At 68.5% G+C, this 26,265-nt stretch carries 21 protein-coding genes; 7 read left to right on the top strand and 14 right to left on the bottom strand.

The window, feature by feature from the left end; translation table 11 throughout:
- Window positions 1-118 precede the first annotated feature (118 nt).
- Both PKE75_RS05505 and PKE75_RS05500 read left to right on the top strand, forming a co-directional pair.
- A complete protein-coding gene (locus PKE75_RS05505; RefSeq protein ID WP_271167704.1) occupies window positions 119-1,345 on the top strand; it encodes a bifunctional 2-C-methyl-D-erythritol 4-phosphate cytidylyltransferase/2-C-methyl-D-erythritol 2,4-cyclodiphosphate synthase in 1,227 nt (408 codons plus the stop codon).
- The gene (locus PKE75_RS05500; protein ID WP_271167703.1) at window positions 1,342-1,845 is read left to right on the top strand and encodes a CinA family protein; all 504 of its coding nucleotides are present in this window, start codon (window positions 1,342-1,344) and stop codon (window positions 1,843-1,845) included. Before PKE75_RS05505 ends, PKE75_RS05500 begins: the two co-directional genes overlap by 4 nt.
- A gap of 102 nt (window positions 1,846-1,947) precedes the next feature.
- On the opposite strand, the gene nusB is transcribed toward PKE75_RS05500, so the two are convergent.
- From nusB to PKE75_RS05455, 9 genes are all read right to left on the bottom strand, one after another.
- Window positions 1,948-2,412 carry a transcription antitermination factor NusB gene (nusB, locus tag PKE75_RS05495; protein ID WP_271167702.1) on the bottom strand — a complete coding sequence of 155 codons (465 nt, stop codon included), beginning with the start codon at window positions 2,410-2,412 and terminating at the stop codon, window positions 1,948-1,950.
- Window positions 2,413-2,416: 4 nt separating this feature from the next.
- Window positions 2,417-2,899, bottom strand: a complete 483-nt coding sequence (ribH, locus tag PKE75_RS05490; RefSeq protein ID WP_271167701.1) for a 6,7-dimethyl-8-ribityllumazine synthase — start codon at window positions 2,897-2,899, stop codon at window positions 2,417-2,419.
- 30 nt (window positions 2,900-2,929) lie between these two features.
- Window positions 2,930-3,544 (bottom strand): riboflavin synthase, encoded by a 615-nt coding sequence (locus PKE75_RS05485; RefSeq protein WP_271167700.1) that lies wholly within the window; start codon window positions 3,542-3,544, stop codon window positions 2,930-2,932.
- 36 nt (window positions 3,545-3,580) lie between these two features.
- The gene (ribD, locus tag PKE75_RS05480) at window positions 3,581-4,741 is read right to left on the bottom strand and encodes a bifunctional diaminohydroxyphosphoribosylaminopyrimidine deaminase/5-amino-6-(5-phosphoribosylamino)uracil reductase RibD (protein WP_271167699.1); all 1,161 of its coding nucleotides are present in this window, start codon (window positions 4,739-4,741) and stop codon (window positions 3,581-3,583) included.
- Entirely contained in the window at window positions 4,741-5,226 is a 486-nt protein-coding gene (nrdR, locus tag PKE75_RS05475) for a transcriptional regulator NrdR (protein WP_271167698.1), read from the bottom strand. The genes ribD and nrdR overlap by 1 nt, the downstream gene beginning before the upstream one ends.
- Before the next feature lie 28 nt (window positions 5,227-5,254).
- Window positions 5,255-6,562, bottom strand: a complete 1,308-nt coding sequence (gene glyA, locus PKE75_RS05470; RefSeq protein WP_271167697.1) for a serine hydroxymethyltransferase — start codon at window positions 6,560-6,562, stop codon at window positions 5,255-5,257.
- A 200-nt stretch (window positions 6,563-6,762) separates the two neighbouring features.
- Complete coding sequence (locus PKE75_RS05465) at window positions 6,763-6,987, bottom strand: DUF6898 family protein (protein WP_271167696.1); 225 nt, start codon at window positions 6,985-6,987, stop codon at window positions 6,763-6,765.
- Entirely contained in the window at window positions 6,984-8,207 is a 1,224-nt protein-coding gene (locus tag PKE75_RS05460; protein WP_271167695.1) for a L,D-transpeptidase family protein, read from the bottom strand. The genes PKE75_RS05465 and PKE75_RS05460 overlap by 4 nt, the downstream gene beginning before the upstream one ends.
- Before the next feature lie 378 nt (window positions 8,208-8,585).
- Window positions 8,586-11,951, bottom strand: coding sequence for a YhdP family protein (locus PKE75_RS05455; RefSeq protein WP_271167694.1), 3,366 nt, complete (start codon window positions 11,949-11,951; stop codon window positions 8,586-8,588).
- Between the two features lie 233 nt (window positions 11,952-12,184).
- Here PKE75_RS05455 and PKE75_RS05450 point away from each other — a divergent pair, with 233 nt between their 5' ends.
- Window positions 12,185-12,655 carry a peroxiredoxin gene (locus PKE75_RS05450; protein WP_271167693.1) on the top strand — a complete coding sequence of 157 codons (471 nt, stop codon included), beginning with the start codon at window positions 12,185-12,187 and terminating at the stop codon, window positions 12,653-12,655.
- Window positions 12,656-12,719: 64 nt separating this feature from the next.
- On the top strand, window positions 12,720-13,913 hold the full coding sequence (locus tag PKE75_RS05445) for a M23 family metallopeptidase (protein ID WP_271167692.1): 1,194 nt from the start codon (window positions 12,720-12,722) through the stop codon (window positions 13,911-13,913).
- Window positions 13,914-13,919: 6 nt separating this feature from the next.
- Here the strand turns inward: PKE75_RS05445 and prfB are convergent.
- A protein-coding gene (prfB, locus tag PKE75_RS05440) for a peptide chain release factor 2 (protein ID WP_271167691.1) occupies window positions 13,920-15,051 on the bottom strand; the annotation gives its coding sequence in 2 pieces (ribosomal slippage) (window positions 13,920-14,981 and window positions 14,983-15,051; 1,131 coding nt in all).
- A gap of 150 nt (window positions 15,052-15,201) precedes the next feature.
- Here prfB and PKE75_RS05435 point away from each other — a divergent pair.
- Window positions 15,202-15,510 carry an EthD family reductase gene (locus tag PKE75_RS05435; RefSeq protein ID WP_271167690.1) on the top strand — a complete coding sequence of 103 codons (309 nt, stop codon included), beginning with the start codon at window positions 15,202-15,204 and terminating at the stop codon, window positions 15,508-15,510.
- Window positions 15,511-15,550: 40 nt separating this feature from the next.
- Here the strand turns inward: PKE75_RS05435 and PKE75_RS05430 are convergent, their stop codons facing one another.
- Together PKE75_RS05430 and PKE75_RS05425 are read right to left on the bottom strand one after the other, a co-directional pair.
- Window positions 15,551-18,010, bottom strand: a complete 2,460-nt coding sequence (locus PKE75_RS05430) for a penicillin-binding protein 1A (protein WP_271167689.1) — start codon at window positions 18,008-18,010, stop codon at window positions 15,551-15,553.
- Between the two features lie 144 nt (window positions 18,011-18,154).
- Complete coding sequence (locus PKE75_RS05425) at window positions 18,155-19,384, bottom strand: N-acetylmuramoyl-L-alanine amidase (RefSeq protein ID WP_271167688.1); 1,230 nt, start codon at window positions 19,382-19,384, stop codon at window positions 18,155-18,157.
- A gap of 677 nt (window positions 19,385-20,061) precedes the next feature.
- Here PKE75_RS05425 and PKE75_RS05420 point away from each other — a divergent pair.
- Window positions 20,062-22,653 carry an Rne/Rng family ribonuclease gene (locus PKE75_RS05420; RefSeq protein WP_271167687.1) on the top strand — a complete coding sequence of 864 codons (2,592 nt, stop codon included), beginning with the start codon at window positions 20,062-20,064 and terminating at the stop codon, window positions 22,651-22,653.
- A gap of 104 nt (window positions 22,654-22,757) precedes the next feature.
- Here the strand turns inward: PKE75_RS05420 and secG are convergent, their stop codons facing one another.
- Together secG and tpiA are read right to left on the bottom strand one after the other, a co-directional pair.
- On the bottom strand, window positions 22,758-23,288 hold the full coding sequence (gene secG / locus PKE75_RS05415; RefSeq protein WP_271167686.1) for a preprotein translocase subunit SecG: 531 nt from the start codon (window positions 23,286-23,288) through the stop codon (window positions 22,758-22,760).
- Window positions 23,289-23,418: 130 nt separating this feature from the next.
- Window positions 23,419-24,186: a triose-phosphate isomerase gene (gene tpiA, locus PKE75_RS05410; protein WP_271167685.1), complete on the bottom strand. Its 768-nt coding sequence runs from the start codon at window positions 24,184-24,186 to the stop codon at window positions 23,419-23,421.
- 185 nt (window positions 24,187-24,371) lie between these two features.
- Here tpiA and PKE75_RS05405 point away from each other — a divergent pair, with 185 nt between their 5' ends.
- The gene (locus PKE75_RS05405) at window positions 24,372-26,261 is read left to right on the top strand and encodes a SurA N-terminal domain-containing protein (RefSeq protein WP_271167684.1); all 1,890 of its coding nucleotides are present in this window, start codon (window positions 24,372-24,374) and stop codon (window positions 26,259-26,261) included.
- The last annotated feature ends 4 nt before the right edge of the window (window positions 26,262-26,265 follow it).

The raw sequence follows: 26,265 nt of genomic DNA, 5'->3' as shown, positions 1-26,265 counted from the left end.
CAGGTGCTGCCCACATATTAGACAAATCCATGTTTCGCACAACGACTCAATCCTGCTCTGGGACATAGTGACCCGTCTCGGCTAGAACGAAGGTCGTAAATTGCTGAAAGCGTAGGCTATGGATCGACAGTTCGAAGCTGGTCCCCGTGTCGCTGCGGTGATTTGCGCGGCAGGCGCCGGCTCCCGCGCCGGACGCGCCGAGCCCAAGCAATTCCGCGAGATCGGCGGCGAGGCGATGCTCACCTCGGCCGTCCGGCTTTTCCTGGACCATCCGCGCGTCGGCCACCTCAACGTCGTCATCGGAGCCGGCCAGCGCGCGCGTTACGACGCCGCCGTAGCAGGGTTCAGCGATCCGAGGCTTGGCGCCCCCTCGATCGGCGGCGCGACCCGTCAGGCCTCGGTGCGCGCAGGTCTCGCCGCCCTCGACGCCGAGGCGCCGGACATCGTGCTGGTCCACGACGCCGCCCGCCCCTTCGCCTCAACGGGCCTCATCGACCGCGCGATCGAGGCCGCGCTGCGAGACGGCGGCGCCGTTCCGGCCGCGCCCGTCACCGACACGATCTGCGTCGCGGCCGCCGACGGCTCGCGCGGCGAGACCTTCGACCGCGCCGCCTTGCGCGCGCTGCAGACGCCGCAGGCCTTCCGTTACGCCGATCTCGTCGCGGCTCACGCCCGCGCTGAGGCGGAGGGCCGCGACGACTTCACCGACGACGGCGCGCTCTACGCATGGGCCGGCGGGCGCGTCGCGCTGTTCGAGGGCGAGGCCCGCAACATCAAGCTGACGACGCAAGACCAGTTCGACGACGACTTGCTGCGCCGCGCCGGCCGCGCCTTCCTCGCACAGGGAGACGTGCGCACCGGTTCCGGATTCGACGTCCACGCCTTCGGTCCGGGCGACCATGTCATGCTAGGCGGCGTGCGCGTGCCGCACGCCTTCGGCCTGATGGGCCACTCCGACGCCGACGTCGCGCTGCATGCGCTGACCGACGCCGTGCTCGGCGCGCTCGGCGACGGCGACATCGGCGCGCATTTCCCACCCTCCGACGCCGCCTGGAAGGGCGCGGACTCCGCGCAGTTCCTCGCCGACGCCTGCCGCCGGGTGCGCGAGGCCGGCGGCGCGGTGGCGCATCTCGACCTCACCGTCATCGGAGAATCCCCCAAGGTCGGCCCCCACCGCGAGGCGATCCGCGCGCGTATCGCCGAGATCGCCGGCGTGGCCATCGGGCGGGTCGGCGTGAAGGCGACGACAACGGAAAGCCTCGGCTTCGCCGGCCGCCGGGAAGGGCTGGCGGCGCTCGCCTCCGCCACGATTCGCCTGCCGTTCCGCGACGAGGACGGGCTATGACGCGGACGGCCTACGACCTCGCCGAGGAGGTCCTGCGTCTCGCGCGGGGCGCCGGACTGACGATCGTCACGGCCGAATCCTGCACCGGCGGCCTGGTCGCCGGCGCGCTGACCGAGGTCCCGGGCTCGTCCGCCGCGGTCGACCGCGGCTTCGTCACCTATTCCAACGCCGCCAAGACAGCGATGCTTGGCGTGCCCGAGGAGATGCTCGACCGATATGGCGCGGTCAGCGAACAGGTCGCGCGGGCGATGGCTGAGGGCGCGCTTGGCGCCAGCGGCGCCGGCCTTTCGGTCGCGATTACGGGCGTCGCGGGTCCCGGCGGGGGCACGGAGACAAAGCCCGTCGGCCTCGTTCATTTCGCGGCCGCGCGCGTCGATCGACCGACGCTGCATCGCGAACGGAGATTCGGCGATCTCGGGCGCAGCGAAGTGCGCCGCCAATCCGTCCTGACGGCGCTGGAGTTGCTGATGGAGGCGGCGGGCGCGGAAGGCGTCGCGTGACGCCCTTCCCTCCGCCGAGCGAAAGGCGGCCGGGGCGAGCGTCGCTTCAGGATGAGCCGAGGGCCGGAGGCGCGGAACTCAGGGTCCCTATCGGGCGCATTCTCACGCGCCCTTCGCGAAATCCTGCTCTCGGACCACGCGGGCGATCGCGTCGAGCACGGCGTTGATCATCCCGGCCTCGTCGCGCTCGAAGAAGGCGTGCGCGATGTCGACATATTCGGTGATGACAACTTTCACCGGCACGTCGCGGCGCTTGCCGAGTTCGAACGTCCCGGCCCTCAGGATCGCGCGCATGATCGCCTCGACGCGCTTCAGCGGCCAGCCCGCCTGAAGCGTGTCGTCGATCAGCGGGTCGAGCGCCCGCTGCTCCTTCAGCACCCCGCCGACAAGGTCGCGGAAGAAGGCGGCTTCGGCGGGCTTGTATTCGTCGCCGTCGACTTCCTTGCCGAGCCAGTGCGACTCGAACTGGGCGAGCGTATCCGGCAGCGGCGTGCCGGCGATGTCCATCTGATAGAGCGCTTGCACGGCCGCGAGGCGGGCGGCGGAACGTTTCTCGCCTTTGGCCATGACCTCAGCCCTCGGCGCGGCGTTTGAGACGCAGCACGGCAAGCGCTGCCTCCGCCGCCCCGCCGCCTTTGTCCATCTCGGAGACGCGGGCGCGGGCGAAGGCCTGCGCTTCGTTCTCGACGGTCAGGATCCCGTTGCCGAGCGGCAGCTTGCGGGCGACCGACAGCTCCATCAGCGCCCGGGCGCTCTCGTTCGACACGATCTCGTAATGAGTGGTCTCGCCGCGGATGACGCAGCCGAGCGCGATCGCGGCGTCGTAGGGCTCGCCTTTCTCGGCGGCGGCGTCGAGCAGGATCGCGATGGTCGAGGGCAGCTCCAGCGCCCCGTTGACCGTGACGACGTCGAACGTCGCGCCGGCCTTCTCAAGATACCCCGTCGCGCCTTCGAGCAGGGCGTCGGCGATCTCGTCATAGAAGCGGGCCTCGACGACGAGCGCCCGAGCCCGCGTCGGCTCGACGGCGCCGGGGCGCCGGTGGTTATCGACCATTGAAAAAGTGCCTCGAAATGCTGAGGGGCGTCAGTATCCGAGCGCGCTCGCCTCGGCAAGGCGCGCGGCGTAGCGGGCCATCATATCGACTTCGAGGTTGACGCGGTCCCCGGCCCGCCGGTTCGCCCAAGCGGTCTCGGCCAGCGTGTGCGGGATGAGGTGAACCGAGAAGAGCTCGCCGTCGACCTCGTTGACGGTGAGCGACGTCCCGTCGAGGCAGATCGAGCCCTTCACCGCGACGAATTTCGCGACTGCGCGCGGCGCGACGAGCGAGAACCGCACGGTGTCGCCGAAGTCGTCGCGCGCCGCGATCTCGGCGACGCCGTCGACATGGCCGAGCACGAGGTGACCGCCGAGTTCGTCGCCCATCTTCAGCGCGCGCTCGAGGTTCAGCCGCGAGCCGACAGTCCACGAACCGACCGTGGTCAGGTTGAGGGTCTCCGGTCCCGCCTCGACCGAAAAGGTCGCCCCGTCGGACGTCGGCTCGACCTCGATCACCGTAAGGCAGACCCCGTCGCAGGCGATCGAGGCGCCGAGCGCGATGCCCGCCGGGTCATAGCGGGATGAGATCGCGTAGCGCGTGACGTCCCCTCGCTTTTCTCGGGCGACGATCTCGCCGATGTCGGTGACGATGCCGGTGAACATGAGGACTTCAGATCCGTTGCTGCAGACGCGTCTTCTCTACGACCGCTCGTAGCTCGTCCAGATGTCGTCGCCGACCTGCTCCCGCAAGAACGGGGCGAAGCGCGGCGACTCCGTCAGCGCGGCGAGCGGCCGTCCGGCAAGCGCATCGATGGCGTCTGCCCCGAGCGTCCCGGGTCCGCCGATGATCGTCGCCTCATCGACCAGGTCGGCGTCGAGCAGCGCCGACGCGAGCGTTGGACCGCCCTCCACCATCAGCCGCGTGACGCCGCGAAGCGCGAGCAGCTTGAGCGCCTCGGGCAGAGACACCCCGCCGCCATCATCCCCCGTCGCGATTCTCAACACTTCTGCGCCTGATTCACGCAGAGCGCGTTCGCGGCGTTCGTCGGCGCCGACCGCGCAGAAGATCCATGTCGGAATCTCGCCGGCCGTTGCGACCAGGCGGCTTTCGACCGGCGCGCGCAGGCTCGCGTCGAGCAGGACCCGGATCGGCGACCGATCGGCCATGCCCGGCAGCCGGCAGGTCAGTGCCGGATCGTCGGCGAGCGCCGTGCCGACGCCGATCATGATCGCGTCGGCCTCGGCGCGCATCAGGTGGACGCGGGCGCGCGACCGCTCGCCGCCGATCGCCGCCGGCCCTCCGCCGGGCGGCGCGACCTTGCCGTCGGCGGACACCGCGAGCTTCAGCGCGACACGCGGACGGCCGCGGGTGACGCGCGAGACATGGCCGGCGTTGAGCCGCCGCGCCTCGGCGCTCTCGGGAAGCAGGTCGACCGTGACCCCCGCCTCCCGCAGGCGAGCGAGGCCCTGACCATTCACGCGCGGATCGGGATCGGCCACCGCGACCACGACCCTCGCCACGCCGGCGCGCGCCACCGCGTCCGCGCAGGGCGGCGTGCGCCCGTAATGGCTGCACGGCTCCAGCGTCACATAGAGCGTCGCGCCGCGTGCGGCGTCGCCGGCCCGAATGAGAGCCGCGGTCTCGGCGTGCGGCCGGCCGCCGGGCGCTGTCCAGCCACGGCCGACGACGCGGCCGCCGTCGGGTCCAGGCGCCACGATCACCGCGCCGACCGCCGGATTGGGCGCCGTCCGGCCGAGGCCGCGCCGGGCGAGAGCGAGCGCGACCGCCATCCAGCGGTCGTCCTCGTTCTGCGCGCTGAAGGAGAACCGGCCGAGCGACGCCGTTGAACCGGCGTCCATCACCGGGGTCGTTCGAGCGCCGAGGAGGGCGGTCCATCGCCGGCGAGCTCGCCCAAAAGCGTTTCGAAATCCTTGGCTTCGCAGAAGTTCTTGTACACGGACGCGAAGCGCACATAGGCGACGTCGTCGAGCGCCTTGAGGCCGTCCATCACAAGCCGGCCGATCGCCTCGGCGCTGATCTCGGTCTCGCCGCTGCTTTCGAGCTGGCGCACGATTCCCGACACCATCGTCTCAATGCGCTCGGGCTCGACCGGCCGCTTGCGCAGCGCGATCGTGACCGAGCGATGCAGCTTGTCACGATCGAACGGAACGAGGCGGCCTGAGCGCTTCATCACCACGAGTTCGCGCAGCTGCACGCGCTCGAAAGTGGTGAAGCGCTGACCGCAGGCGCCGCAGACCCGCCTTCGGCGGATCGCGGCGCCGTCTTCGGCCGGACGGGAGTCCTTGACCTGACTGTCAGGCGCGCCGCAGTGCGGGCAACGCATCAAGGATCTCCCGTATCGCCTGTCTCGGTCAGTCCGCGTAGAGCGGGAAGCGTTCGACCAGGCTCGACACCTGCTTGCGGACCTTGGCCTCGACCTCGGCGTCTTCCTCAACGCCCTTCTGCGAGATGACGTCAAGCACCTCGGAGATCATGTCGCCGATCTCCTGGAACTCCTTGACGCCGAACCCGCGAGTGGTGCCGGCGGGCGTGCCGAGGCGGATGCCGGAGGTCACCATCGGCTTCTCGGGATCGAAGGGGATGCCGTTCTTGTTGCAGGTGATGTGGGCGCGGCCGAGCGCGAGCTCGGAGACCTTGCCCGTCAGCTTCTTCGGGCGAAGGTCGACCAGCATCAGATGCGTGTCGGTGCCGCCGGACACGATGTCGAAGCCGTGACCCTTCAGGTTCTCGGCCAGCGCCTTGGCGTTCGCGATGACGTTCTTCGCGTAGATCTTGAAGTCCGGCTTCAGCGCCTCGCCGAAGGCGACCGCCTTGGCGGCGATGACATGCATCAGCGGGCCGCCCTGCAGTCCGGGGAACACCGCCGAGTTGAACTTCTTGGCGAGCGCCTCGTCGTTGGTGAGGATCATGCCGCCGCGGGGGCCGCGCAGCGTCTTGTGCGTGGTGGTCGTCGCGACATGCGCATGATCCAGCGGATTCGGATGCTGGCCGCCGGCGACGAGGCCCGCGAAGTGCGCCATGTCCACGAAGAAATAGGCGCCCACGCGATCGGCGATCTCGCGGAACGCCGCGAAGTCGATCTGCCGGGGATAGGCCGAGCCGCCGGCGATGATCACCTTCGGCTTGTGCTGCTCGGCGAGCTGCGCGACCTCCTCCATGTCGATCCGGTGATCCTCCGGCTTGACGTGGTAGTTGACCGCGTTGAACCACTTGCCGGATAGCGCCGCCTTGGCGCCGTGGGTGAGGTGGCCGCCGGCCGCGAGGTCGAGGCCGAGAAAGGTGTCGCCCGGCTGCATCAGCGCGAAGAACACCGCCGTGTTCGCCTGCGCGCCGGAATGCGGCTGCACGTTCGCGAACTGGCAGTTGAAGAGCTTCTTGGCGCGGTCGATTGCGAGCTGCTCGGCGACGTCGACGAACTGGCAGCCGCCATAGTAGCGGCGGCCGGGATAGCCCTCGGCGTACTTGTTGGTGAGCACCGAGCCCTGCGCCTCGAGCACCGCCTTGGAGACGATGTTCTCGGAGGCGATCAGCTCGATCTCGTCGCGCTGGCGGCCGAGCTCGGACTTCACCGCATCGGCGAGCTCCGGATCGACTTCGGCGAGGCTCGCCTGGAAGAAGCGGCTTTCCGCCCCCTGGGCATGCGCTTCGCTTATGGACATGGTCGTTTCCCTCCTAGCCGGTGCTGGCGGCTGACGCACGTTGGCGCCGCGATACTTCAGGACCGGACGCCCGAGCCGAACAGCCGGCGCGCCGTGATCGTTGAAAACCCTGCCTATCATATGTCGCGAATGCGGGAAAAGGCAGGCGTCGGCCTGACGCAGCGCAGCGAATGCAACCTTCGGAGGAGGCGCCTTCCGGTTCAGCTTTTCCCCAGCCGCATCCGCAGCTTGCGAAGCGCCACGGCCCTGAGATGGGCGTCGGCCCCGTCGGCGGGACCGATTACGACGACCTCCAGTCCAGTGGAGACGTCTATCGCGGCGCAACGCGACGCGTTCCCGCGCGCGACGATTTCGAACAGAACCTCGCCCGGCGCCGCGACGGCCCGGCGCGCAGCCGGATCGCCGCCGCCGAGCGGCCGTCTCACTGGCCGGTCGCGGCCGACGCGCCGCCGCCGGCCATGGCGAGCTCGCCGGTGCCGTCCATGCCGTAGATGTCCTCCCGGAACTGCACCGTGCCGTCGGCCGAGCCCCATCCCGAGATATAGCGCCAGTAGACCGGAATGTTCGGGTTCACCTGCACGTCGATCCGATCGCCGGTCTTGATCGCGGCGTCGATTGCGCGGCGGTCCCAGTTCGGCTGGTTATTCAACAGCCACGCCACCAGGTCCTTGACGTTCTGGACCCGCATGCAGCCCGACGACTGGAAGCGGTCGTTGCCGCCGAACAGGTTCTTCGACGGCGTGTCGTGCATGTAGACGCCGTATTTGTTGGACATGTTGATACGAACGGTGCCGAGCGAATTGTCCACGCCGGGATCTTCGCGGAACATGTAATTCATCGCCTCGTCGGAATTCCAGTTGACCTGATCCGAGGCCAATTGGTTGCCCTGACGGTCGTAGATCCGAATATGCTTCTTGTTGAGGTATTCCGCATCTTTCTGCATCAGAGGGATCAGATCCTTCTTCACGATAGAGGCGGGAACCGTCCAGAATGGATTGAAGTTCACCTGCAGGATCTTGGCGTCGAGAACCGGCGAGGCGCGGTCGGCTTTGCCGGCGACAGTCGTATAGCGCGCGACCACCTGGCCGTTCTCCACCGCCTCGGCCTCGGCGGCGGGGATGTTCGCCATCAAATAGCGCTGGCCGATATTGCCCATCGCCATAGTGCGGACGCGCACGAGGTTGGTCTCGAGCTGATGGAGACGGGTCTCGGCCGGGATATTGAGCGAGGTGAGGGTGTCGTCGCCGACCACGCCGACCGGGAGCAGTCCGTGGCGCGCCTGGAAGCGGCGAACGCCGCCCTCGACGTAGCTGTCGAAGGTCGGCGAGACTCCGAGGTTCGGGTCGAGGTCGCCGGTCGCCATCAGCCGCTGGCGGAGCGCGACCACGCGCTCGCCCGACGAGCCGAGCTTGAGGCGCGGCCCGTCCGGAACACGGGCCCAGCCGCCGCGCGAGACGATGCCGCTATAGTCCGAGATCGCCTTTTCGGTGGCCGCGACGGTCTGCGGGCTGAGCGTCGGCGTGCGGGAGGCCGACGTACGGGTCGCCGGCGCGCCGGCGGCGTCGAAGCGATCGCTCCACTCCGCCTGCTGCGCTGAGGCGCTTCCGGCCAGCGCGCCGGTCGCGACCGCGCCGAGGCCGAGCATCAATGCATCGCGGCGCGTCGCCGCTCCGAACCGTGAAGACCGTTCCGTCACTTGTCCCAAGCTCCTGCCGCGTGTCGTCCGCCGGGCGCTTCGCCCGTGAGGCGCGGTCGCTCGCGGCCCGGAAGGTGTCAGGTTGTGGTTAACGAACCGCAACCTGGGACGTCCGGGGCGCCCGCGCGGGGCCGACGAAATCCGTCAGCCTCTTGGGCGACCTGCCTAATCCCATCGAAAGGCCACCGGTTTGAGGCGGAACAATGTCTAAGGCCGTTCCGGACCGGCCCCCACAAGCATTCGTGAGCGCGAGCAGCAATCACGCCACGGTTCGTGTGACAGCGGCCCGGACCAAGACCCGGCGTCGCGCCTTCGACGCCCGGTTCGCTACTGCGCCGCCGCCGGCGCGGCGGGCTGGGCCTGCCGGAATTCGAACAGCTTGCGCAGAAAGCCCGGCGCTACGGCCGACATCGGGTTGACCGTCACAGTCGGCGCAGCTGTCGGCCCCCGCACCCGGAAGGTCACGCCGAGGAGCCCGCCATGCTCGCCTCCGCCGAGCAGCGGCCCGAGCACCGGCACCCGGCTGAACAGATTGTTGAGCGCATAGACGGGCACGAAGGTGCCGACGAGGTCGACGCTGTCGGCGGCGTAATTCACCGTGCCTTCAAGCGTCGCGCCGAGTTGCGGCCCGTAGACCACCGCCTCGTCGACGGCGATCCGCCCTGCGGACTGTACGAACGTCACCTTCAGCCGGTCGAAGCGCGTCGGGGCGCCCCGCTGAGCTGGAGCGTTGGCGTCCGCGCCCGTCGTCTGTTTCACGCGTTCGAGCGCGCCTTCGTTTCGGACGCCGAAGTCCCGGATGCGCAAGACGCCCGGGCCGCCCGCAAGCGACGCCGCCAGGTCGAACGCGCCGCCGTCGATGCGGCCGTAGAGGTCGGTGAAGCGAAGCGCCGCGCCGGCGTCGCCTCCGCTGAGGTTGAGCCGGCCGTCATCGCCCGTCGAGAGCTTGATGGCGCCGGAGCCGACGCGCCCGCTGCCGTCGGCGTCCGTCACCTTGCCGTCGCGGACGTTCAGCTTGAGGTCGAGTCCCGACAGCGCCTCGCCGCCATATCCCAGTCCGGTGCCGAGCTTGGCTGAGACCATGAGGTTCTTCGCGACCTCGCTGGAGTCGCCTCCCCCTTCCCCTCCGGATTTGACCGCCGACTTTTTCCGGTAGGCCTCGATCAGCGGGCGCAGATCCAGCGACGCGCCCTGCAGCGCGACCTTCGTGATCCCGCCGCGGACCTTGTCGATGTCGATTTTGGCGTCGTCGCCGGGGCCCGGCCGATAGATCGGCATCGCGGCCGAAAGCAGGTCGCCCTTCGGCCCGAAGGTGATGACGCCCCGCACGCTGCGGTCCCCGCTCTCCAGCACGAAGTCCCGGATCACCGTCTTGTCTGGTCCGCGCTCCACAATGAAGCCGAGCCGGCCAGGCCGGCCCGCCGGCTTTACGAAGCCGGGCACGAGCCCGTCGATGCCCACGCCGGCGAGATCCGCCTTCACCACCATCGGCGCCGACGGCTCGTCGAGATAGATCTCGGCGCTGAGCGGGACTGCGCCCTTCAGCACGCCCGGCACGTCCATGCCGAGGCGCGTCAGGTCGCTCGCGGCCGCAGTCAGCGTCACGGCCAGCTTGCGCTTGGCCGGGGCCGCGCCCGCTGCGGGCTCCTCCATCAGCGAAACCGTCGCCGGCGCGCCGCCTACGGAGCCCTTCCCGGTCATGGTCGGCGGCCCGTCCGCGACCTTGAGCTGGAACGAGCCCTTGTCGAAGGACCGGCCGGCGAACAGGTTCGCGATCTTCACGTCGCGGATGTCGGCGGTCAGGCCGATGTCGGGCGGCGGCCCCTCCGCGCCAGGATGGTCCAGCTCCAGCCCGACTGTGACGTCCGAGACGATGCGGCCCGAAACGTTTTGAACCTCGAGCTGGCTCGGCAGAGGATTGCGCCCGAATGCGCCCGACGACACCAGCGCCATCGCCTTGCGCAGCGAGCCTTCGGCCTTGAGCGTGAGCGTCGCGGGCGGAAAGCGCGGCTTCAGATCAGGCACGGTGAAGCGGATGTCGGAAACCGACAGCGCGCCGTCGTCGCCGGCGCCTGCGACATAGGCTTGCCCGACTTCGACGTCGACCCGGCGCGACGTCGCCTCGACCTTGCCGGTCGCGCCTTCGATCCAGGGGAGCCCGGGACGGCCGCGCAGCACGCCGTCGGAGAACCGAACCTCCAGCGAGACCGAGCCCTCGGGGAACGGCTCATGAGGCTTCAGCTTGGCGAGAGCGCCGGACGGCAGGTCGATCGTAAGCGACACCCCGTCGACGCGCCCGGCGCTGACGTTCTCGACCACCCATCCGCGCACCGAGGATGCGAGAAAGAACGGCCACAGCCGCTTCACCGCGGAGGCCGGCATCGGCGCCCCGACGAGACCGAGCCTGATTGCGGGGCTGTCGCCCCCGAAACGCACAAGGCCGGTCAACGCCGCGCTGGCCGTCGGTCCAAGAAACTGCGCCTTGCTCACTTCGAGAACGCCTGCCGCCGGATCGAAGCTCGCCTCGAGGTCGATCCGGTCCAGCCGCAGCGGCGGCTCCGAGGCGGTCTCTCCCGACAGCAGGATGTCGTGACCTTCGATCTGCGCGGTCCAGGGCTTTCCGGGTCCCGGCGGCGCGACGAACGCCCCGGTGAAGCTCATCTGCCCTCCCCGACCGCGAATCTGCGAGGGCTCGATCCTGAGGGCCCGCGCCTGCGCGTCCCAGCGGAGGTCGAGCTGAACTCTGTCGAGACCGACCTGCTTGGGGCCTGCCGCAGGGTCGTCGCTGTCGGACGGCCCGGGGAGGAACAGCTGCAGCGTGCGGGCGTCGAGCCGACCGTCGCCGGCGAGCAACTTTCCGTCGGCGCCGATGCGGGCGTTCAAATGTCCCGAGACGCGGCCCGTCAAGGGAGAGGCTCCCGCCTTTTCCGCCAGCGGCGCCGAATAAGGCGCGAGGTCGAGGTTCTCGACGCCGAGATCGATCAGCCGCGCCTTGTCGGCGTCCGGCGAGCTGACGGTGATCGCCGTCGTCCAGCGGTCGTCGGCGCGCGCGGAGGAGGCGGTGAGCGCGATCGCGCCGCCGCCGCCCCGCGACAGGCGGAGGTCCACCCCTTCCAGAGACAACGGCGCCCGGCTGCGCGGAGCGACGAGCAGCGTCGCGTCCGTGACCCAGACCTCCTCCAGCGCTCCAGCTGCGCCGTCTGCGCCGAGCAGCCGGTCGAGATCGCCGACAGCGGCGAGAATCCGATCAGGCAGGTCGGAGTTCTTTGACGCCGCGTCGACGGTCATGTCGTAACGCATGTCGAGCTTGGGACTGGTGACGTGAACCGAACGGACCCTGACCTCGCCGCCGAGCAGGCTGAGTCCGTCGAGCCGGAGCTCGGCGCGCGGCACGCTCGCGACCACCGGCCCCCCGGCCTTTGCGATCGACAGGTCGACGAGCCGGAGTTCGACCCCGTCTCCGCCGCGGTGAAGCTCGGCGTCGGCGATGTCGACGGCGTAGTCCGGGCCGAGGCGCTCCTCGATCGCCGCCTTGACCCTCGGAATGACCTGCGAGGCCGGCAGCGGCATGTAGAGGATCGCGAGCCACGCGCCCGCGATGACCACGCCGAGGACGAGGAGGCCGCCCATCGCGAGGCTGAGCGCCCGGCGCGCGGTCGGCTTCGGAGAGGCGGGCCGTCCGTCGGCCCTCATCCGCGCGCCGTGGCCGCGCCAGGGCGCCGCAGCGGCGCGCGCGAATCGACTGGGCTTTTTTGCGTCCCCCATCGGCTGAGGTTGAGTCCTCCGTCGCGGGTCGCGCGCAGGCGCCCTTTGCCGATCACGTCGGCGAAACTGATTCTGACCCCGATGCGAAACTCTGTCATCGACATTGAATCGGCAAGGCTATGCGAGACTATGCCGACGTTTTCATGAAGACGGAGAGATCGATGCCCACGACCCTGACGGAAGGCCAGCCGGCGCCGGACTTCGAGCTGCCGGCGGGCGGCGGCGGGACGCTGCGGCTCAAGGACTTCGCGGGCCGGAAGGTCGTGCTCTACTTCTACCCCAAGGACGACACCAGCGGCTGCACGCTCGAGGCGAAGGACTTCAGCCGCATGAAAGGCGCTTTCGCCGAGGCCGGCGCCGTGGTGATCGGCGTTTCGCCGGACAGCGTGGCGAGCCACGACAAGTTCGCGAAAAAGTACGACCTTGACCTGCCGCTCGCCGCTGACGAGGCGAAGACCGCCCTGACCGCCTATGGCGTCTGGGGCGAGAAGAGCATGTATGGCCGCAAATATATGGGCGTCGAACGCACCACCGTCCTGATCGACGGCGCAGGCAGGATCGCGCGCGTCTGGCCCAAGGTGAAGGTCGCAGGCCACGCCGAGGAGGTGCTTGCGGCGGCGCGCGCAATCTGACCGTTAGCGCCGGATTAACCCTAACAACTTACGTTTTCCTGCGAGATCATCGTCGGAGAACGGCATGCCGATCGAGCGGAATGGCGGAAGCCGCACGGCGGACCGGATCGTCCTCGAGGTCGGGCGGCGGCGCACGATCGTCACCCTTCCCCGCCACGGCGCGCTGGCGCTCTGCGCCGTGATCGCCGGGCTGTTCGTCTGGTCCCTCGGCGCCGGCGGCTACGTCCTGTTCCACGACACCGTCGTCGCAGAGCTCCGGCGCGGGGCTCGGGCCTCCGAGAAGGGCTACGAGGCGCAGATCGCCGCGCTCCGGGACGAGCTCGAGCGCGTCCGCACCCGCCGGATGGTCGAGGGCGCGGGCGTCGACGAACGCCTCACCGAGCTCGGCCGCAGGCAGGAGACGCTGGAGAAGCGGCAGCTCCAGCTCGCCGCGCTCGCCCAGCCGGTCCTTGCGAACGCCGGCGACGGCGCGGCGGCGCTCGCCTATTCCGAGAAGCCGCTGCCGCTCGATGCGCCGCCACGCGCGTTCGACGACATCGAAGGCGCAGCCCCGCTTCGCGCCCGAGCCTCGAACGCCTCGGAAAAACTCGGCGCCGGCCTCGACGCGATCGAGGCGACCCAGGCGCGCGCGCTTGAGGCGCTCGCGGCCAAGACCGCCGACCGCCGCCGCAGGCTCGAACAGGTTTACGACGCCGTCCGCGCCCCGAAGCCCGACGAGGCCCATGGTCGCGGCGGACCGTTCGAGCCGCTCCCCGCCCGCGCGCTGACCTTCGACGCCCGCGTCGAGGAGATTGCGACCGAACGCGAGGCGATCGACGCGCTCGACCGCGGGCTGACCCGCGTGCCGATCCGGACCCCCGCCCCCGGCGCCCCGATCACCAGCGGCTTTGGCGCGCGCAGCGATCCGTTCCTCGGCCGTCCGGCTTTCCACGCCGGCGTCGATTTCGAGGAGAGCTATGGCGAGCCGGTGCGCGCGACCGCCGCCGGCCGCGTGACGGCCGCGGGCCCGAGCGGCGGCTATGGCAATATGGTCGAGATCGACCATGGCGGCGGACTGACCACGCGCTTCGGCCATATGTCGTCGATCGCCGTCGTCCCCGGCCAGCAGGTGACGATCGGCGCCACCCTCGGGCGCGTCGGCTCGACCGGCCGCTCGACCGGCCCGCACCTGCATTACGAGACGCGGATCGGCGGCGAGGCCGTCAACCCGATCCGCTTCCTCAACGCCGGCCGGATGCTCGCCGCGTCCGCCGACTGAACCTTCTCAGTCGACGTCCTCGATCTCTTCGTCGGCCCCGCCATAGGCGCGTTGCGCGAGCGTCGCCTCCATGAAGCCGTCGAGGTCGCCGTCGAGCACGTCCTGCGGCGACGTCGACGTGTAGCCGGTGCGAAGGTCCTTCACGAGCTGATAGGGCTGCAGCACGTAGGACCGGATCTGGTGGCCCCAGCCGATGTCGGTCTTGGCGGCCTGGTCGGCGGCGGCGGCCTCCTCCCGGATCTTCAACTCGCGCTGGTAGAGCTTGGCGCGCAGCATGTCCCACGCGGTCGCGCGGTTCTTGTGCTGCGACCGGTCGCCTTGGCTCACCACCATGATGCCGGTCGGGTTGTGCACGAGGCGCACCGCCGATTCGGTCTTGTTGACGTGCTGGCCGCCGGCGCCGCCGGAACGCATCACGTCGGTGCGGACGTCGCTCTCGTTGATCTCGATTTTGATCGAGTCGTCGATGACCGGGTAGACCATGATCGAGGCGAAGCTGGTCTGACGCCGCGCGTTCGAATCGAAAGGCGAGATCCGCACCAGGCGATGGACGCCGGCCTCGGTCTTCAGCCAGCCGAAGGCGTTGTGCCCCTTGATCTGCAGCGTCGCGGACTTGATGCCCGCCTGTTCGCCGTTCTGGTGGTCGACGACCTCGATCTTGAAGCCGCGCCGCTCCGACCAGCGGGTGTACATCCTGAGCAGCATCTCGGCCCAGTCCTGGCTCTCGGTGCCGCCGGCGCCGGGGTGGACCTCCAAGAACGTGTCGAAAGAATCGGCCTCGCCGGAGATCAGCGCCTCCAGCTGACGGCGCGCGGCCTCCTCCTTCAGCGCGTTCAGCGCCTTCTCGGCTTCGGCGACGACGCTCTCGTCGTTCTCCATCTCGCCGAGCTCGATCAGCTCCAGATTGTCCTTGAGGTCACGTTCGATCCGCACGACGCCGCTCATGGCGTCCTCGAGCGACGTGCGCTCGCGCATGATCTTCTGGGCTCGCTCGGGATCCTCCCAGAGGGTGGGATCCTCGGCGATGTGGTTCAGTTCTTCGAGCCGGGCCTGTGACGGTTCCCAGTCAAAGATGCCTCCTCAGCAGCCCGACTGACTGCTCGATGTCCTGAACGAGGGTTTCGATTTCGGCGCGCATGGGCTTTCGGCGGATTCGGGTTCGCGTTGCGATCGGGCGCGACTGTTAGCCCGTCGCGCGCAATGCCGCAAACCGCGACGAACCGGCTCCGACGCTCTATGTCGGAACTCCGGCCCTGATCGGCCGGCAAGCCCTCGAAAGGACCAATCCATGAGCACCAAGCTCGTCGTCATGTATCCGAAGCCCGCGGATCCCGCGCAGTTCGACAGCTATTTCCGCGGAACCCACGCGCCGCTGGTCGCGAAGATGCCGGGGCTCAGAAGCTCCAGCTTCGGCCCGGTGAGCGGCCCGGATGGCGGCGAAGGGCCGTATTTCTGGATCTTCGTCGGGACTTGGGACAGCAAGGACGCGCTCGGCGCGGCGCTGTCGTCTCCGGAAGGCCAGACCGCCGTGGCCGACATCCCGAACTATTCGCCGGACGCTCCGACCATCGCGGTGATCGACTCCACCGACGTCTGAGCCTCGGGACGGCGGCCGTGCGTTCCCGCGTGCGGCCGCCTCAGTAGAGACCGCCCGTGCCGGAACGCAGCGCGCGGTCCTGGTCGGGCGTCACGCTCTGCGGGCGATCGGTCGGGCTCGCCTGCCCGATGATCGAATAGCTGTCCGGCGGCGCGGTGCCGGGCTTGAACGCCTCAAGGATCACCTTCCCGTCCCCGGCCGAGGCGCGCATGCCGTTCGACGGATTGATGCGGATCAGCTTAATGCCGGGCGGCACGCGGAACGGCGTCGCCGGCTTGTCGGCGAGCGCGGTCTTCATGAAATCGGTGAACACCGGCGCGGCGACCTCGCCGCCCGTCTCGCCTTCGCCCATCGTGCGCGGCTTGTCGTAACCGACATAGACCCCGACGACGAGATCGGGCGAGAAGCCGACGAACCACGCGTCCTTGTAGTCGTTGGTGGTTCCGGTCTTGCCGGCGATCGGCTTGCCGACCGCCTTGACGCCCGTGGCGGTGCCGCGGAGCACGACGCCCTCCAGCATCGACGTGATCTGGTAGGCGGTCATCGGGTCGAGCACCTGCTCGCGGCCGTCGACCAGGGTCGGTTCGTCCTGATGCGCCCATGCCGTCGCCGTGCAGCCTTCGCACTGGCGGTCGTCGTGGCGGAACACGGTCTTGCCGGTGCGGTCCTGAATGCGGTCGATCACCGTCGGCGTGATGCGCTTGCCGCCGTTGGCGAACATCGAATAGGCGGCGGTCATCTTGAGGACAGTCGTCTCGCCGGCGCCGAGCGCCATCGAGAGGTAGGGCGGCAGGTCGTCCATCACGCCGAAGCGATGGGCGTATTCGGAGATCAGCGGCATCCCCATGTCCTGCGACAGCCGCACGGTCATGACGTTGCGCGACTTCTCGATGCCGAAGCGGAGCGTCTGCGGCCCGTAGAACTTCTTGCCGTAGTTCTCCGGGCGCCAGACGCCGATGCCGGCGCCCTGGTCGATCTCGATCGGCCCGTCCAGCACCACGCTCGACGGCGTATAACCGTTGTCGAGCGCGGCGGCGTAGATGAACGGCTTGAACGACGAGCCAGGCTGCCGCAGCGCCTGCGTCGCGCGGTTGAACTGACTTTCGTCGTAGGAGAAGCCTCCAGCGAGCGCGAGCACGCGGCCGGTGAACGGATCCATCGCGACGAGGCCTCCGGAGATCTCGGGCACCTGCCGCAGGCGGTAGTCGGACGAGCCTTCCGAGGTCGGCTCGACATAGACGACGTCGCCGGGATTGAGAATCTGCGAAGCGGTCTTCACAGCGCGGCCGCGGTCTGGGCCCTTGGCCCATTTCGCCCAGCGCATGCCCTCGAGCGTGATCCTGCCTGTGACGCGCTCGCGACTGACGCCGCCCGAGCGCTCGCGGCCCGGCTGGAGACCGATCGTCGCCTCGCTTGAGCCGGCGTCGAGCACAACGGCCAGCCGCCACGGCTTGATGTCGCCATAGGCCGGCACGTCGGCCAGCGCCGCGCCCCAGTCCCCCTTCGGATCGATCTCGCGCACCGGTCCCCTCCAGCCGCGCGACTCGTCGAACCGCACCAGGCCGGCGTTGAGCGACTTGCGCGCCAGCACCTGCAGCTCCGGATCGAGCGTGGTCCGGACGGACAGCCCGCCCTCGTAGAGGCCCTTCTCGCCATAACGCTCGTAGAGCACCCGACGGACTTCCTCGTTGAAGTACTCGCTCGCCGGCAGTTGGTTGCCGGTCGGGCGCGGGTTGACGTCCAGCGGCTCCTTCTTGGCGGCGGCGCCTTCCTCCGGCGTCGCGTCGCCGTTCTCGACCATGCGGTCGATCACCCAGTTGCGCCGTTCGATCGCCCGCTCGGGAAACCGGAACGGATGATAATTGTTCGGCGCCTTGGGCAGCGCCGCCAGATAGGCGGACTGCGCCAGGGTGAGCTCGCTCACCGACTTGTCGAAATAGACCAGCGCCGCAGCGCCGACGCCATATGCGCCAAGTCCGAAATAAATCTCGTTCAGATAGAGCTCGAGAATGCGGTCCTTCGAGTAGGTCTGCTCGATCCGCAGAGAAAGCAGCGCTTCCTTGATCTTGCGCTCGTAGTCCTGCTTGTTCGTCAGCAGGAAGTTCTTCGCGACCTGCTGCGTGATCGTCGAGGCGCCCTGCGGCCGCCGGCCCTGATTCTGGAAATTCGAGAACGCCGCGCGGGCGATGCCTGTGAAGTCCAGGCCGCCATGCTCATAGAAATTCTTGTCTTCGGCCGAGGTGAAGGCGTGGATCAGGCGCTTCGGCACCGACTGGATCGGCACGAACAGCCGGCGCTCATGCGCATATTCCGCGATCAGTCGGCCGTCATTAGCGTGCAGCCGGGTCATGATCGGCGGTTCATACTTCGCCAGTTGCTCGTAGTCGGGCAGATCGCGCGAGTACTTCCAAGCGAAAAAGCCGACGGCGGCCGCGCCCGCCAGGGCGACCAGCGAAGCGGTCGCAAACAGAAAGCCGATGAAGCGGACAAGAAGGCGCAAGCGTTCCTCGCAGGTCTGGCGGCGCCGGTATGGCGTCGAGGCCTTCCGGAAAGGCCGCCCGCCGCCGAAGCGCAGTCGCGCTTTTGCTATGCCACGGGATCAGGCTGCTTTGTGGAGAATATGGGGCGACCGGACCGCCGGAGTCTAATTTACGCGGCCGGGTGTGCCCTGCGCGATACGCGTCGCGAAATAGCGGTCGACGGCCTGGGCGACCGCGCCGGTCGCCTGGTCCTGCCAGGCCTCCGACATCATCAGCTTCGCGTCTTCGGGGCTCGAGAGATAGCCGAGCTCGAGCAGCACCGACGGCACGTCCGGCGCCTTGAGCACGCGGAAGCCTGCGGAGCGAAGCGGATTTTTGTTGAGCTTCGCCGCGGCCTTCAGCTCGCGCACGAGGCCCTTCGAGAACTCGGTGGTGAAGGTCTTGGTCTCGCGCCGCGTCAGGTCGAACAGGATGCCCGCGACCTCCTCCGGCTCGTCGGACAGATCGACGCCGGCGATCATGTCGGCGCGGTTCTCCTTGTCCGCGAGGCGCTCGGCCAGCTTGTCCGAGGCCTTCTCGGAAAGGGTGTAGACCGTTGCGCCGCGGACCCCGAACGGATCGGCCAGCGTGTCGGCGTGGATCGAGATCATCACCGCCGCCGCGTTTTCGCGGGCGATCTTCACGCGAGCGGGCAGCGATATGAACGTGTCGTCGTCGCGGGTCAGGACCGCTCGCCGCTCGCCGCTCGCCTCGATCTTGGCTTTCAAGCGCTTGGCGAAGGCGAGCACGATGTCCTTTTCGCTCGCGCCGTTCGGCCCGGCCGCGCCGGGGTCGACGCCGCCATGGCCGGGATCGATCACCACCACCGGAAGGTCGCGCTTCTCCGGCTCGACGGCCGCGGCCTTGGCGGCGGTCGCCGTTCCGGTGGGGTCGCCCTCGCGGGCGGAGAGCGACTGCAGGAACGTCTTTCGGTCGCTCGGGGTCAGGTCGAGCACGAGCCGCGCCGGCTGGCCCTCCACGGGATCGAGGACGAACGCCTTGTCGATCGCGACCGGTCGCTTGACGTCGACCACGATGCGCGAACGGCCGGGAGCGAGGACGCCGAAGCGATAGGCGCTGATCAATCCCCTGCCCTCGCGCCCCGCTTTTTCCGGCAGGCGGAAGGCGATCTCGGGAAGGTCGATGATGACGCGGTAGGGGTCGGCGAGGGTGAACGCCTTGATCTGCGCCGGGGCCGACAGGTCGATCACCAGCCGCGTCCGCTGTTCGTCGCCCGCAAGCCGGGCGTCCAGCGCAACCGGTCGCCGATCGGCGTCCTCGGCTGCGGCCGGCCCGGGCGTGACGGTCAGAAGCGTGGCGAGACACGCTAGGGCCAACAGCGTCGTGCGGATCATTCGGTCGTGACGCCTCCCAGGCGGCGCGATTATCGGGCGTCGTCTACGGTGTTAAAAGCCCAGGGTTAACGGTCATTAAACCCGCCGCTGTCGATTAACCGGATTATGCGTCCGCTAAACCCGAAATTCACGTCGCCGGCGCCTGCCGCCCGCGCACGAAAAAGCGTGACGCTTGTCAATGCTGCACTTCGTCCGCTAGAAATCGACGCTCACGGCGAAACGGAGCGAGTCTCGATCCAGACTTGTCCCGCCTTCGCGGCTCTCGAAGCGCCGCTCCGAGCGTAGCGAGCCATTCCAAGACGTTAAGTCAGGGACTGGCCTGCGGCGCGACGGGCGATGTCGGACCGGACCGCCCAGCGTCGTGAGCGCCCGCGACGCCGTCGCCGGGTTCGCTGCAACGTTAGACGCTCTCGGGTTCGTCCCGGCCCGTCCCAGATTTGCGAGGTGGTTCGGACTATGCGCACGGCGAAACACGCCGCATTCGCTCTGTCCGGACTCTCGATCCGCCGGCCTCGCCGGCGTTCGCCGAATACGTGCGCCGCTCTTCCGAAGAGCCTGCACGGCTTCGGTTCTTCCCATTCAACCACCGCCGAGCGCTTGCGCGCATTGAGCGCCCCGCCCGCGTCGTCGATTTCGACGACCGGCGGCCTGCCCGGCCGTACCCAAGAGTTTCGTAAATGGCCAATAAGATGCTTATCGACGCCACCCACCCCGAGGAGACGAGGGTGGTCGTCGTCCGGGGCTCACGGGTCGAGGAGTTCGATTTCGAGAGCGCCAACCGCAAGCAGCTACGCGGAAACATCTATCTCGCGAAGGTGACGCGGGTCGAACCGTCGCTCCAGGCGGCGTTCGTCGAATATGGCGGCAACCGCCACGGCTTCCTTGCCTTCAGCGAGATCCATCCGGACTATTACCAGATCCCGGTCGCCGACCGGCAGGCGCTGATCGCCGAGGACGAGAAAGCTCAGGCCGAAGAGGACAAAGCCGAGGAGAAGCCGGCCGGCGCGCGCCGCCGCGGCCGCGGCCGCGCGCGTCCGAAGGCCGCCAGCGCCGACGGCGAGGACGTCGTGTCGGCCGAAGCCGGCGCCAAGCCGGTCGAACCGGAATCGTCCTTCGACGCGGAAGCCGCTGTCGCCGAGCACGTCTCGGAGCAGGAGGAGAAGGTCGAGGAGAGCGACTCGGACGAGGAGGACCATCCGGTCGAATCGATCGGCGCCGGAGACGCCCTCGAGGAAATGCCGGAGCGCAGCTATCGCCGCAACATCCGCTCCTACAAGATCCAGGAAGTCATCAAGCGCCGGCAGATCCTGCTGATCCAGGTCGTCAAGGAAGAGCGCGGCAGCAAGGGCGCGGCGCTCACCACCTACCTGTCGCTCGCCGGCCGCTATTCGGTCCTGATGCCCAACACCGCGCGCGGCGGCGGCATTTCGCGCAAGATCACCAGCGCGCAGGATCGCAAACGCCTCAAGGATCTGGTCAGCGACCTCGATGTGCCGGAGGGCATGGGCGTCATCCTCAGGACCGCGGGCGCGAGCCGCACCCGCCCCGAGATCAAGCGCGACTTTGAATATCTGATGCGTCTCTGGGAGACCGTGCGCGACCTGACGTTGAAGTCGACCGCTCCGGCGCTCGTCTATGAGGAAGGCTCGCTGATCAAGCGCTCGATCCGCGACCTCTACAACAAGGACATCGACGAAGTTCTGGTCGCCGGCGAAGACGGTTATCGCGAGGCGAAGGACTTCATGCGGATGCTCATGCCGAGCAACGCGAAGACCGTTCAGCCGTACCGTGACAGCCAGCCGCTCTACTCGAAGATGGGCGTCGAGGCTCAGCTCGATGCGATGTTCTCGAACACCGTGACGATGAAGTCCGGCGGCTACCTGGTGATCAACCAGGCCGAGGCTTTGGTCGCGATCGACGTGAACTCCGGCCGTTCGACCCGCGAGCACAACATCGAGGACACCGCGCTCCGCACCAACATGGAGGCGGCCGAGGAGGTCGCCCGTCAGCTGCGGCTGCGCGACCTCGCCGGCCTGATCGTCATCGACTTCATCGACATGGAGGAGAGCCGGAACAACCGGGCGGTCGAGAAGAAGCTGAAGGACTGCCTGAAGGACGACCGCGCCCGGATACAGCTTGGCAGGATCTCTCACTTCGGCCTGATGGAGATGTCGCGTCAGCGCATCCGCACCGGCGTGCTGGAGAGCTCGAGCGAGGTCTGCCCACTCTGCAGCGGCGTTGGCACGGTCCGGTCCGTGCCGTCTGTCGCGCTGCATGTGTTGCGGATCGTCGAGGACCACCTGCGCAAGGACAACTCGCGGAACCTCCTCGTGAAGACGCGCAGCGAGGTCGCGCTTTACGTGCTCAACCAGAAGCGCGGGCACATTCGCGAGATCGAGAGCCGCTTCGGCGTCGTCGTCGTGTTCTCCGCCGACGAGCATCTCGCGCCCGGACAGCACGCGATCGTCGAGCGCACCGACCCTGCGAGCGGCGAGGCCCGTGCGCCTGTGACCCAGGTGCAGGTCGACAGCATCCTCCCGGACGAGACCGACGACGAGGTTGAGGACGTGGTGGTCGAGGACGCCGCCGAGGAGCACGTCGAAGCCCCCCGGTCCGCCGCGGCTTCAGCCGAGGAAGATGACGCTCTCGAGGGCGGAAACGGACGTCGGCGGCGCCGTCGGCGGCGGCGGCGCGGCGGTCGCGGCGGTGAGCGCGACGGCGTGCTCGGCGCCGACGAGGGAACCGAAGAGGACGGGGAGGACGCCGAAGCCAAGGCGAGCGATGTCTCCGACGAAGTGAAGCCGGCCGTCACCGCCGCCGAACCCGATGAGTCGGGCGAGGAGGTAGCGACGGACTCGTCCGAGGACGAGGCGGGCAAACGACGGCGCCGCGGTCGTCGTGGCGGTCGTCGCAATCGGCGCGGCGAGCAGGACGACGCGGTGGCGGAGGACGGCGAGCCCGCGGCGAACGTCCCGTCCGGCGACCTGAGCGACGCTGAAGTCCAGGAGGAGCAGATCGTTGCGGTCGAGGCTGCCGTGCTGACGCCGGAGACGGAGGCTCCGGAAGAGGAGTCCTCCGCCTCGATCGCGAAAGACGGACCGACGGTCGCTTCGGCTGAGGTCGTGACGTCGCCCGCGCCGCTGGCCTCGGAGCCTGAGCCGGAAGCGCCCAAGGCGATTGAGCAGTACGTCCAGCCTGAGCCCGCCGCAGACGCGCCGGCTCGTCCTCGGCGCACCGGCTGGTGGAGCCGCAAGGCCGCAGGCGAATAAGCCCTCGCCGCTTCAGACAAATAAAAAGGCCCGGAGCGATCCGGGCCTTTTGCGTTGCTGCGTTGATCGGGTTGGAAAAGCGCCTCGGCTCGATCCGTTCCGCCTCAGGGCTGCTGCGGCTTCGCCGGTTCAGGCGCCGTCGGGGCCGCGGGCTCCGGAGCCTTCTCTGCGGGCGCGGGCTCGGGCTGCTGTCCGGCCGTGGGGGCGCTGAACGCCGGCTGCTGAGCCTCCTGCGGCTGCGGAGGCGCGCCCGCGGGCTGGGGAGCGCCGCCAGCGGCGGCGCCAGCTTGGCCGCTCTGCTGCTGCAGCATCGGAAGAATGCCCCCCTTGCCGTTCCCGAGCGGCGCGGAAGGACCGCCGGGAGCCGGCTGCGGCGTCGTGGTCGTCGGCTGCAGGCGATCGAACACCGAGCCGCCGCCATATCCGGCGACGATCGTCAGGGCCATGCTGGTCACGAAGAAGCCGCCCGCGAGATAGGCGGTGAGACGCGTCAGCGGGTTGCCCTGCCCGCGACCGGCCATGAATCCGTTGCCGCCGCCGATGCCAAGGGCGCCGCCCTCGGAGCGCTGGAGCAGCACGACCACCACCAGCGCGAGGACGATCATGAGGTGAATAACGATCAGGACGGTCTGCATAGGGCTCGCATCGGCGATAGGAGACGCGCGCAGTCAAGGCGCGCAAGGCGCCGCTGTTTACACCAGCACGGCGCGCCCGGCTACCGACAGCTCGGCCAGCGCTCCGCTTTTTGGGAGACGACCTGCGGAATCAGCCTGCCGCAGCGTTTGCGATCGCCAGGAAATCGTCGGCCTTGAGGCTGGCGCCGCCTACAAGGGCGCCATCGACGTCGGCGACGTGGAGCAGTTCGGCCGCGTTCCCGGGCTTCACCGAGCCGCCGTAAAGGATACGGAAGGCCGCCGCCTTCTCGTCGCCGAAGCGCCGCGCCAGTTCGCCCCTGATGAAGCCGTGGATCTCCGCGACCTCGTCGATCGTCGGGGTGAGACCGGTCCCGATCGCCCAGACCGGCTCGTAGGCGACCACCACGGTCTTCGGGGTCGCCGCGTCGGGAAGCGATCCTTCGAGCTGGCTCCGGACGATCTCCAGCGCCTGTCCGGCCTTGCGCTCCGCTTCCGTCTCGCCGATGCAAATCACCGCGATCAAGCCCGCGTGCAGCGCCGCCTCCGCTTTTGCGCGCGCCTGCGCGTCGGTCTCGCCGTGGCACGCCCGGCGCTCCGAATGTCCGACGATGACCGCTTTGCCGCCGGCGTCCGCGATCATTTCCGCTGAGATGTCGCCGGTGTAAGGGCCGAACGGCTCGGCGTGACAATCCTGCGCCCCGACCAGAACGCCGGCGCCCCGCGTCGATGTCGCGAAGCTCGTCAGAAGCGTCGCCGGCGGGAAGACCATCAGGTCGACGCTGTTCCTGAGCGGTCCCATATAGGCGCCCACCACCCGCACGAACTCCGGCGCGGAAGCCCCAAGACCATTCATCTTCCAGTTGCCGGCGATCAGAGGCTTACGCTCGGGGCTGGACATCGGGCGGTCTCCTCAGAGGCGTGAATTGATGCGCGGAAGGCGGTCGCGACGTACCAGATGTCGTCGCGCTTGCAAATTCCTCCCGCTCTTGCGATTTGCGGCGGCTGGCGGCGGCTGATTAAGGTCCCGCCCCCGTCAAGCGGCGCGCGCGCCGCCGCCCCTCGAACAGGAAGACGTCACCTCTGATGCTTCAGACGCTCCGCAAAGGCGCCGCCGGCTGGGTCGCCAAAGTCTTTCTCGGAGTGCTCGTGCTGAGCTTCGGGGTTTGGGGAATCGCCGACATCTTCCGGATCGGCGGCGGCGGGCAGAACGCCGCCGTCGTCGGCGACCGCAAGATCACGGTCGAGGAGTTCCGCAACGCCTATTCGATGGAGATGCGGCGCATCAGCCAGCAGGCGAAGCGCGTCATCACTCCGGAGCAGGCGCGGCTCGCCGGCATAGGGCCGCGCGTGCTCGGCAACCTCGTGAACGAGGCGGCGATCGACTCGCGCGTGGAAAAGCTGGGACTTTCGGTCAGCGACGAGCAGGTGGCCCGCGAAGTTCAGGCCGACGAGGTTTTCCGCGGTCCTACGGGCACGTTCGACAGGTCGACGTTCCAGGAAATCCTGCGGCAGAACAATCTGACCGAAAACGACTACGTCCGGCTCCAGCGCACCTTCAGCGCCCGCAAGCAGCTGACCGACGCGCTGACTGCGAACATCGCGACGCCGATCGCCCTGAGGCAGGCGCTTCATGCTTTCGAAGCCGACAGCCGCTCGATCTCCTATGTCGAGCTCAAGCCGGAGGCCCCCTCCGCAGTGCCCGCGCCCACGCCCGATCATCTCACGGCGTTCTATGAGGAGCGGAAGGCGAGCTTCCGGTCGCCCGAATACCGCAAGCTCGCATTCCTGTCGCTCGACGCGAACAGCCTTGCGGCGTCCGCAGACGTGCCGGATAGCGAGATCAAGGCCTATTACGACGCGAACAAACCCAAATACGCCGACCTCGAGAAGCGCTCGATCGAGCAGATCACATTCCCTACGATGGACGAGGCGAAGGCGGCTTACGACGAGATCAAGAAGGGCGCGCCCTTCGAGCAGATCATGATCCGGCGCAAGATAAAGCCCGAGGACGCCTATCTCGGAGACCTCACCAAGGCGCAGGTGTTCGACAAGAAGGTCGCCGACGTCGCCTTCGCGTTGAAGCAGGATGAGATCAGCGAGCCGGTCCAGGGGAGCTTCGCGGTGGCGCTGCTTCGTGTGACCGGCGTCCAGCAGGAGAAGGTCAAGCCGTTCGAGGCCGTCAGGGACGACATACGCTCGGCGATCGCTCTGGACCGCGCGAAGTCTCAGGTCCAAGCCATCCACGACAAGATCGACGAAGCGCGTCTCGGCGGCGCGACGCTCGAAGAAATCGCGAAGTCCCAGAACGTCCCTCTGAGGATCGTCGACGCCATCGACCGCAGCGGCAAGGCGCCGGACGGATCGCCGGTCGACGATCTGCCCCAGCCGACTCAATTGCTCTCCAAGACCTTCGAGACCGAGGTGGGCGCCGAGACCGACGTCATCGCCGCGGACGACGCCTATGTCTGGTACGACGTGCGCGGCGTTACGCCCCCCCGCGACCGCTCGCTCGAGGAAGCCCGTGCCGCGGTCGAACAGGCCTGGAGGGAGGAAGAGGCTCGCAAGCGCCTCGACGCTCGCGCCGACGCGATGCTGAAGGATCTGCAAAGCGGGAAGTCGCTCGAGCAGGTCGCAGGAGCGCAAAAGCTGGAGATCGACCAGGCCGAGACGACGCGAAGCGGCGGCGCGCCCTCGATCAAGCCGGCGCAGGCGACAGCTGTGTTCAAGGCGCCCGTCGAAGGCTTCGGCTCGACAGCCGCCGACGAAGCCGGCTCGCGGCTCGTCTTCCACGTGACGTCGGAGAACATCCGCCCGTTCGATCCCTCGGCGCCCGACACGTCGGGTCAGCTCGACAAGATCGCACAGGGTCTCGGCAACGACGTGGTCTCGGCCTTCGTCCAGAAACTTCGGAACGACCTCGGCACGCGCTTCGACGCTGCGGCGATCGCCCAGGTGGCCGGCGGCGTGAATTAGGTCC

Source organism: Hansschlegelia plantiphila, from assembly GCF_027922265.1.
GTDB classification, from domain to species: Bacteria; Pseudomonadota; Alphaproteobacteria; order Rhizobiales; family Methylopilaceae; genus Methylopila; species Methylopila plantiphila.
Note: the sequence above shows the minus strand (reverse complement) of the source record. Positions and strands in the feature narration are given on the sequence as shown.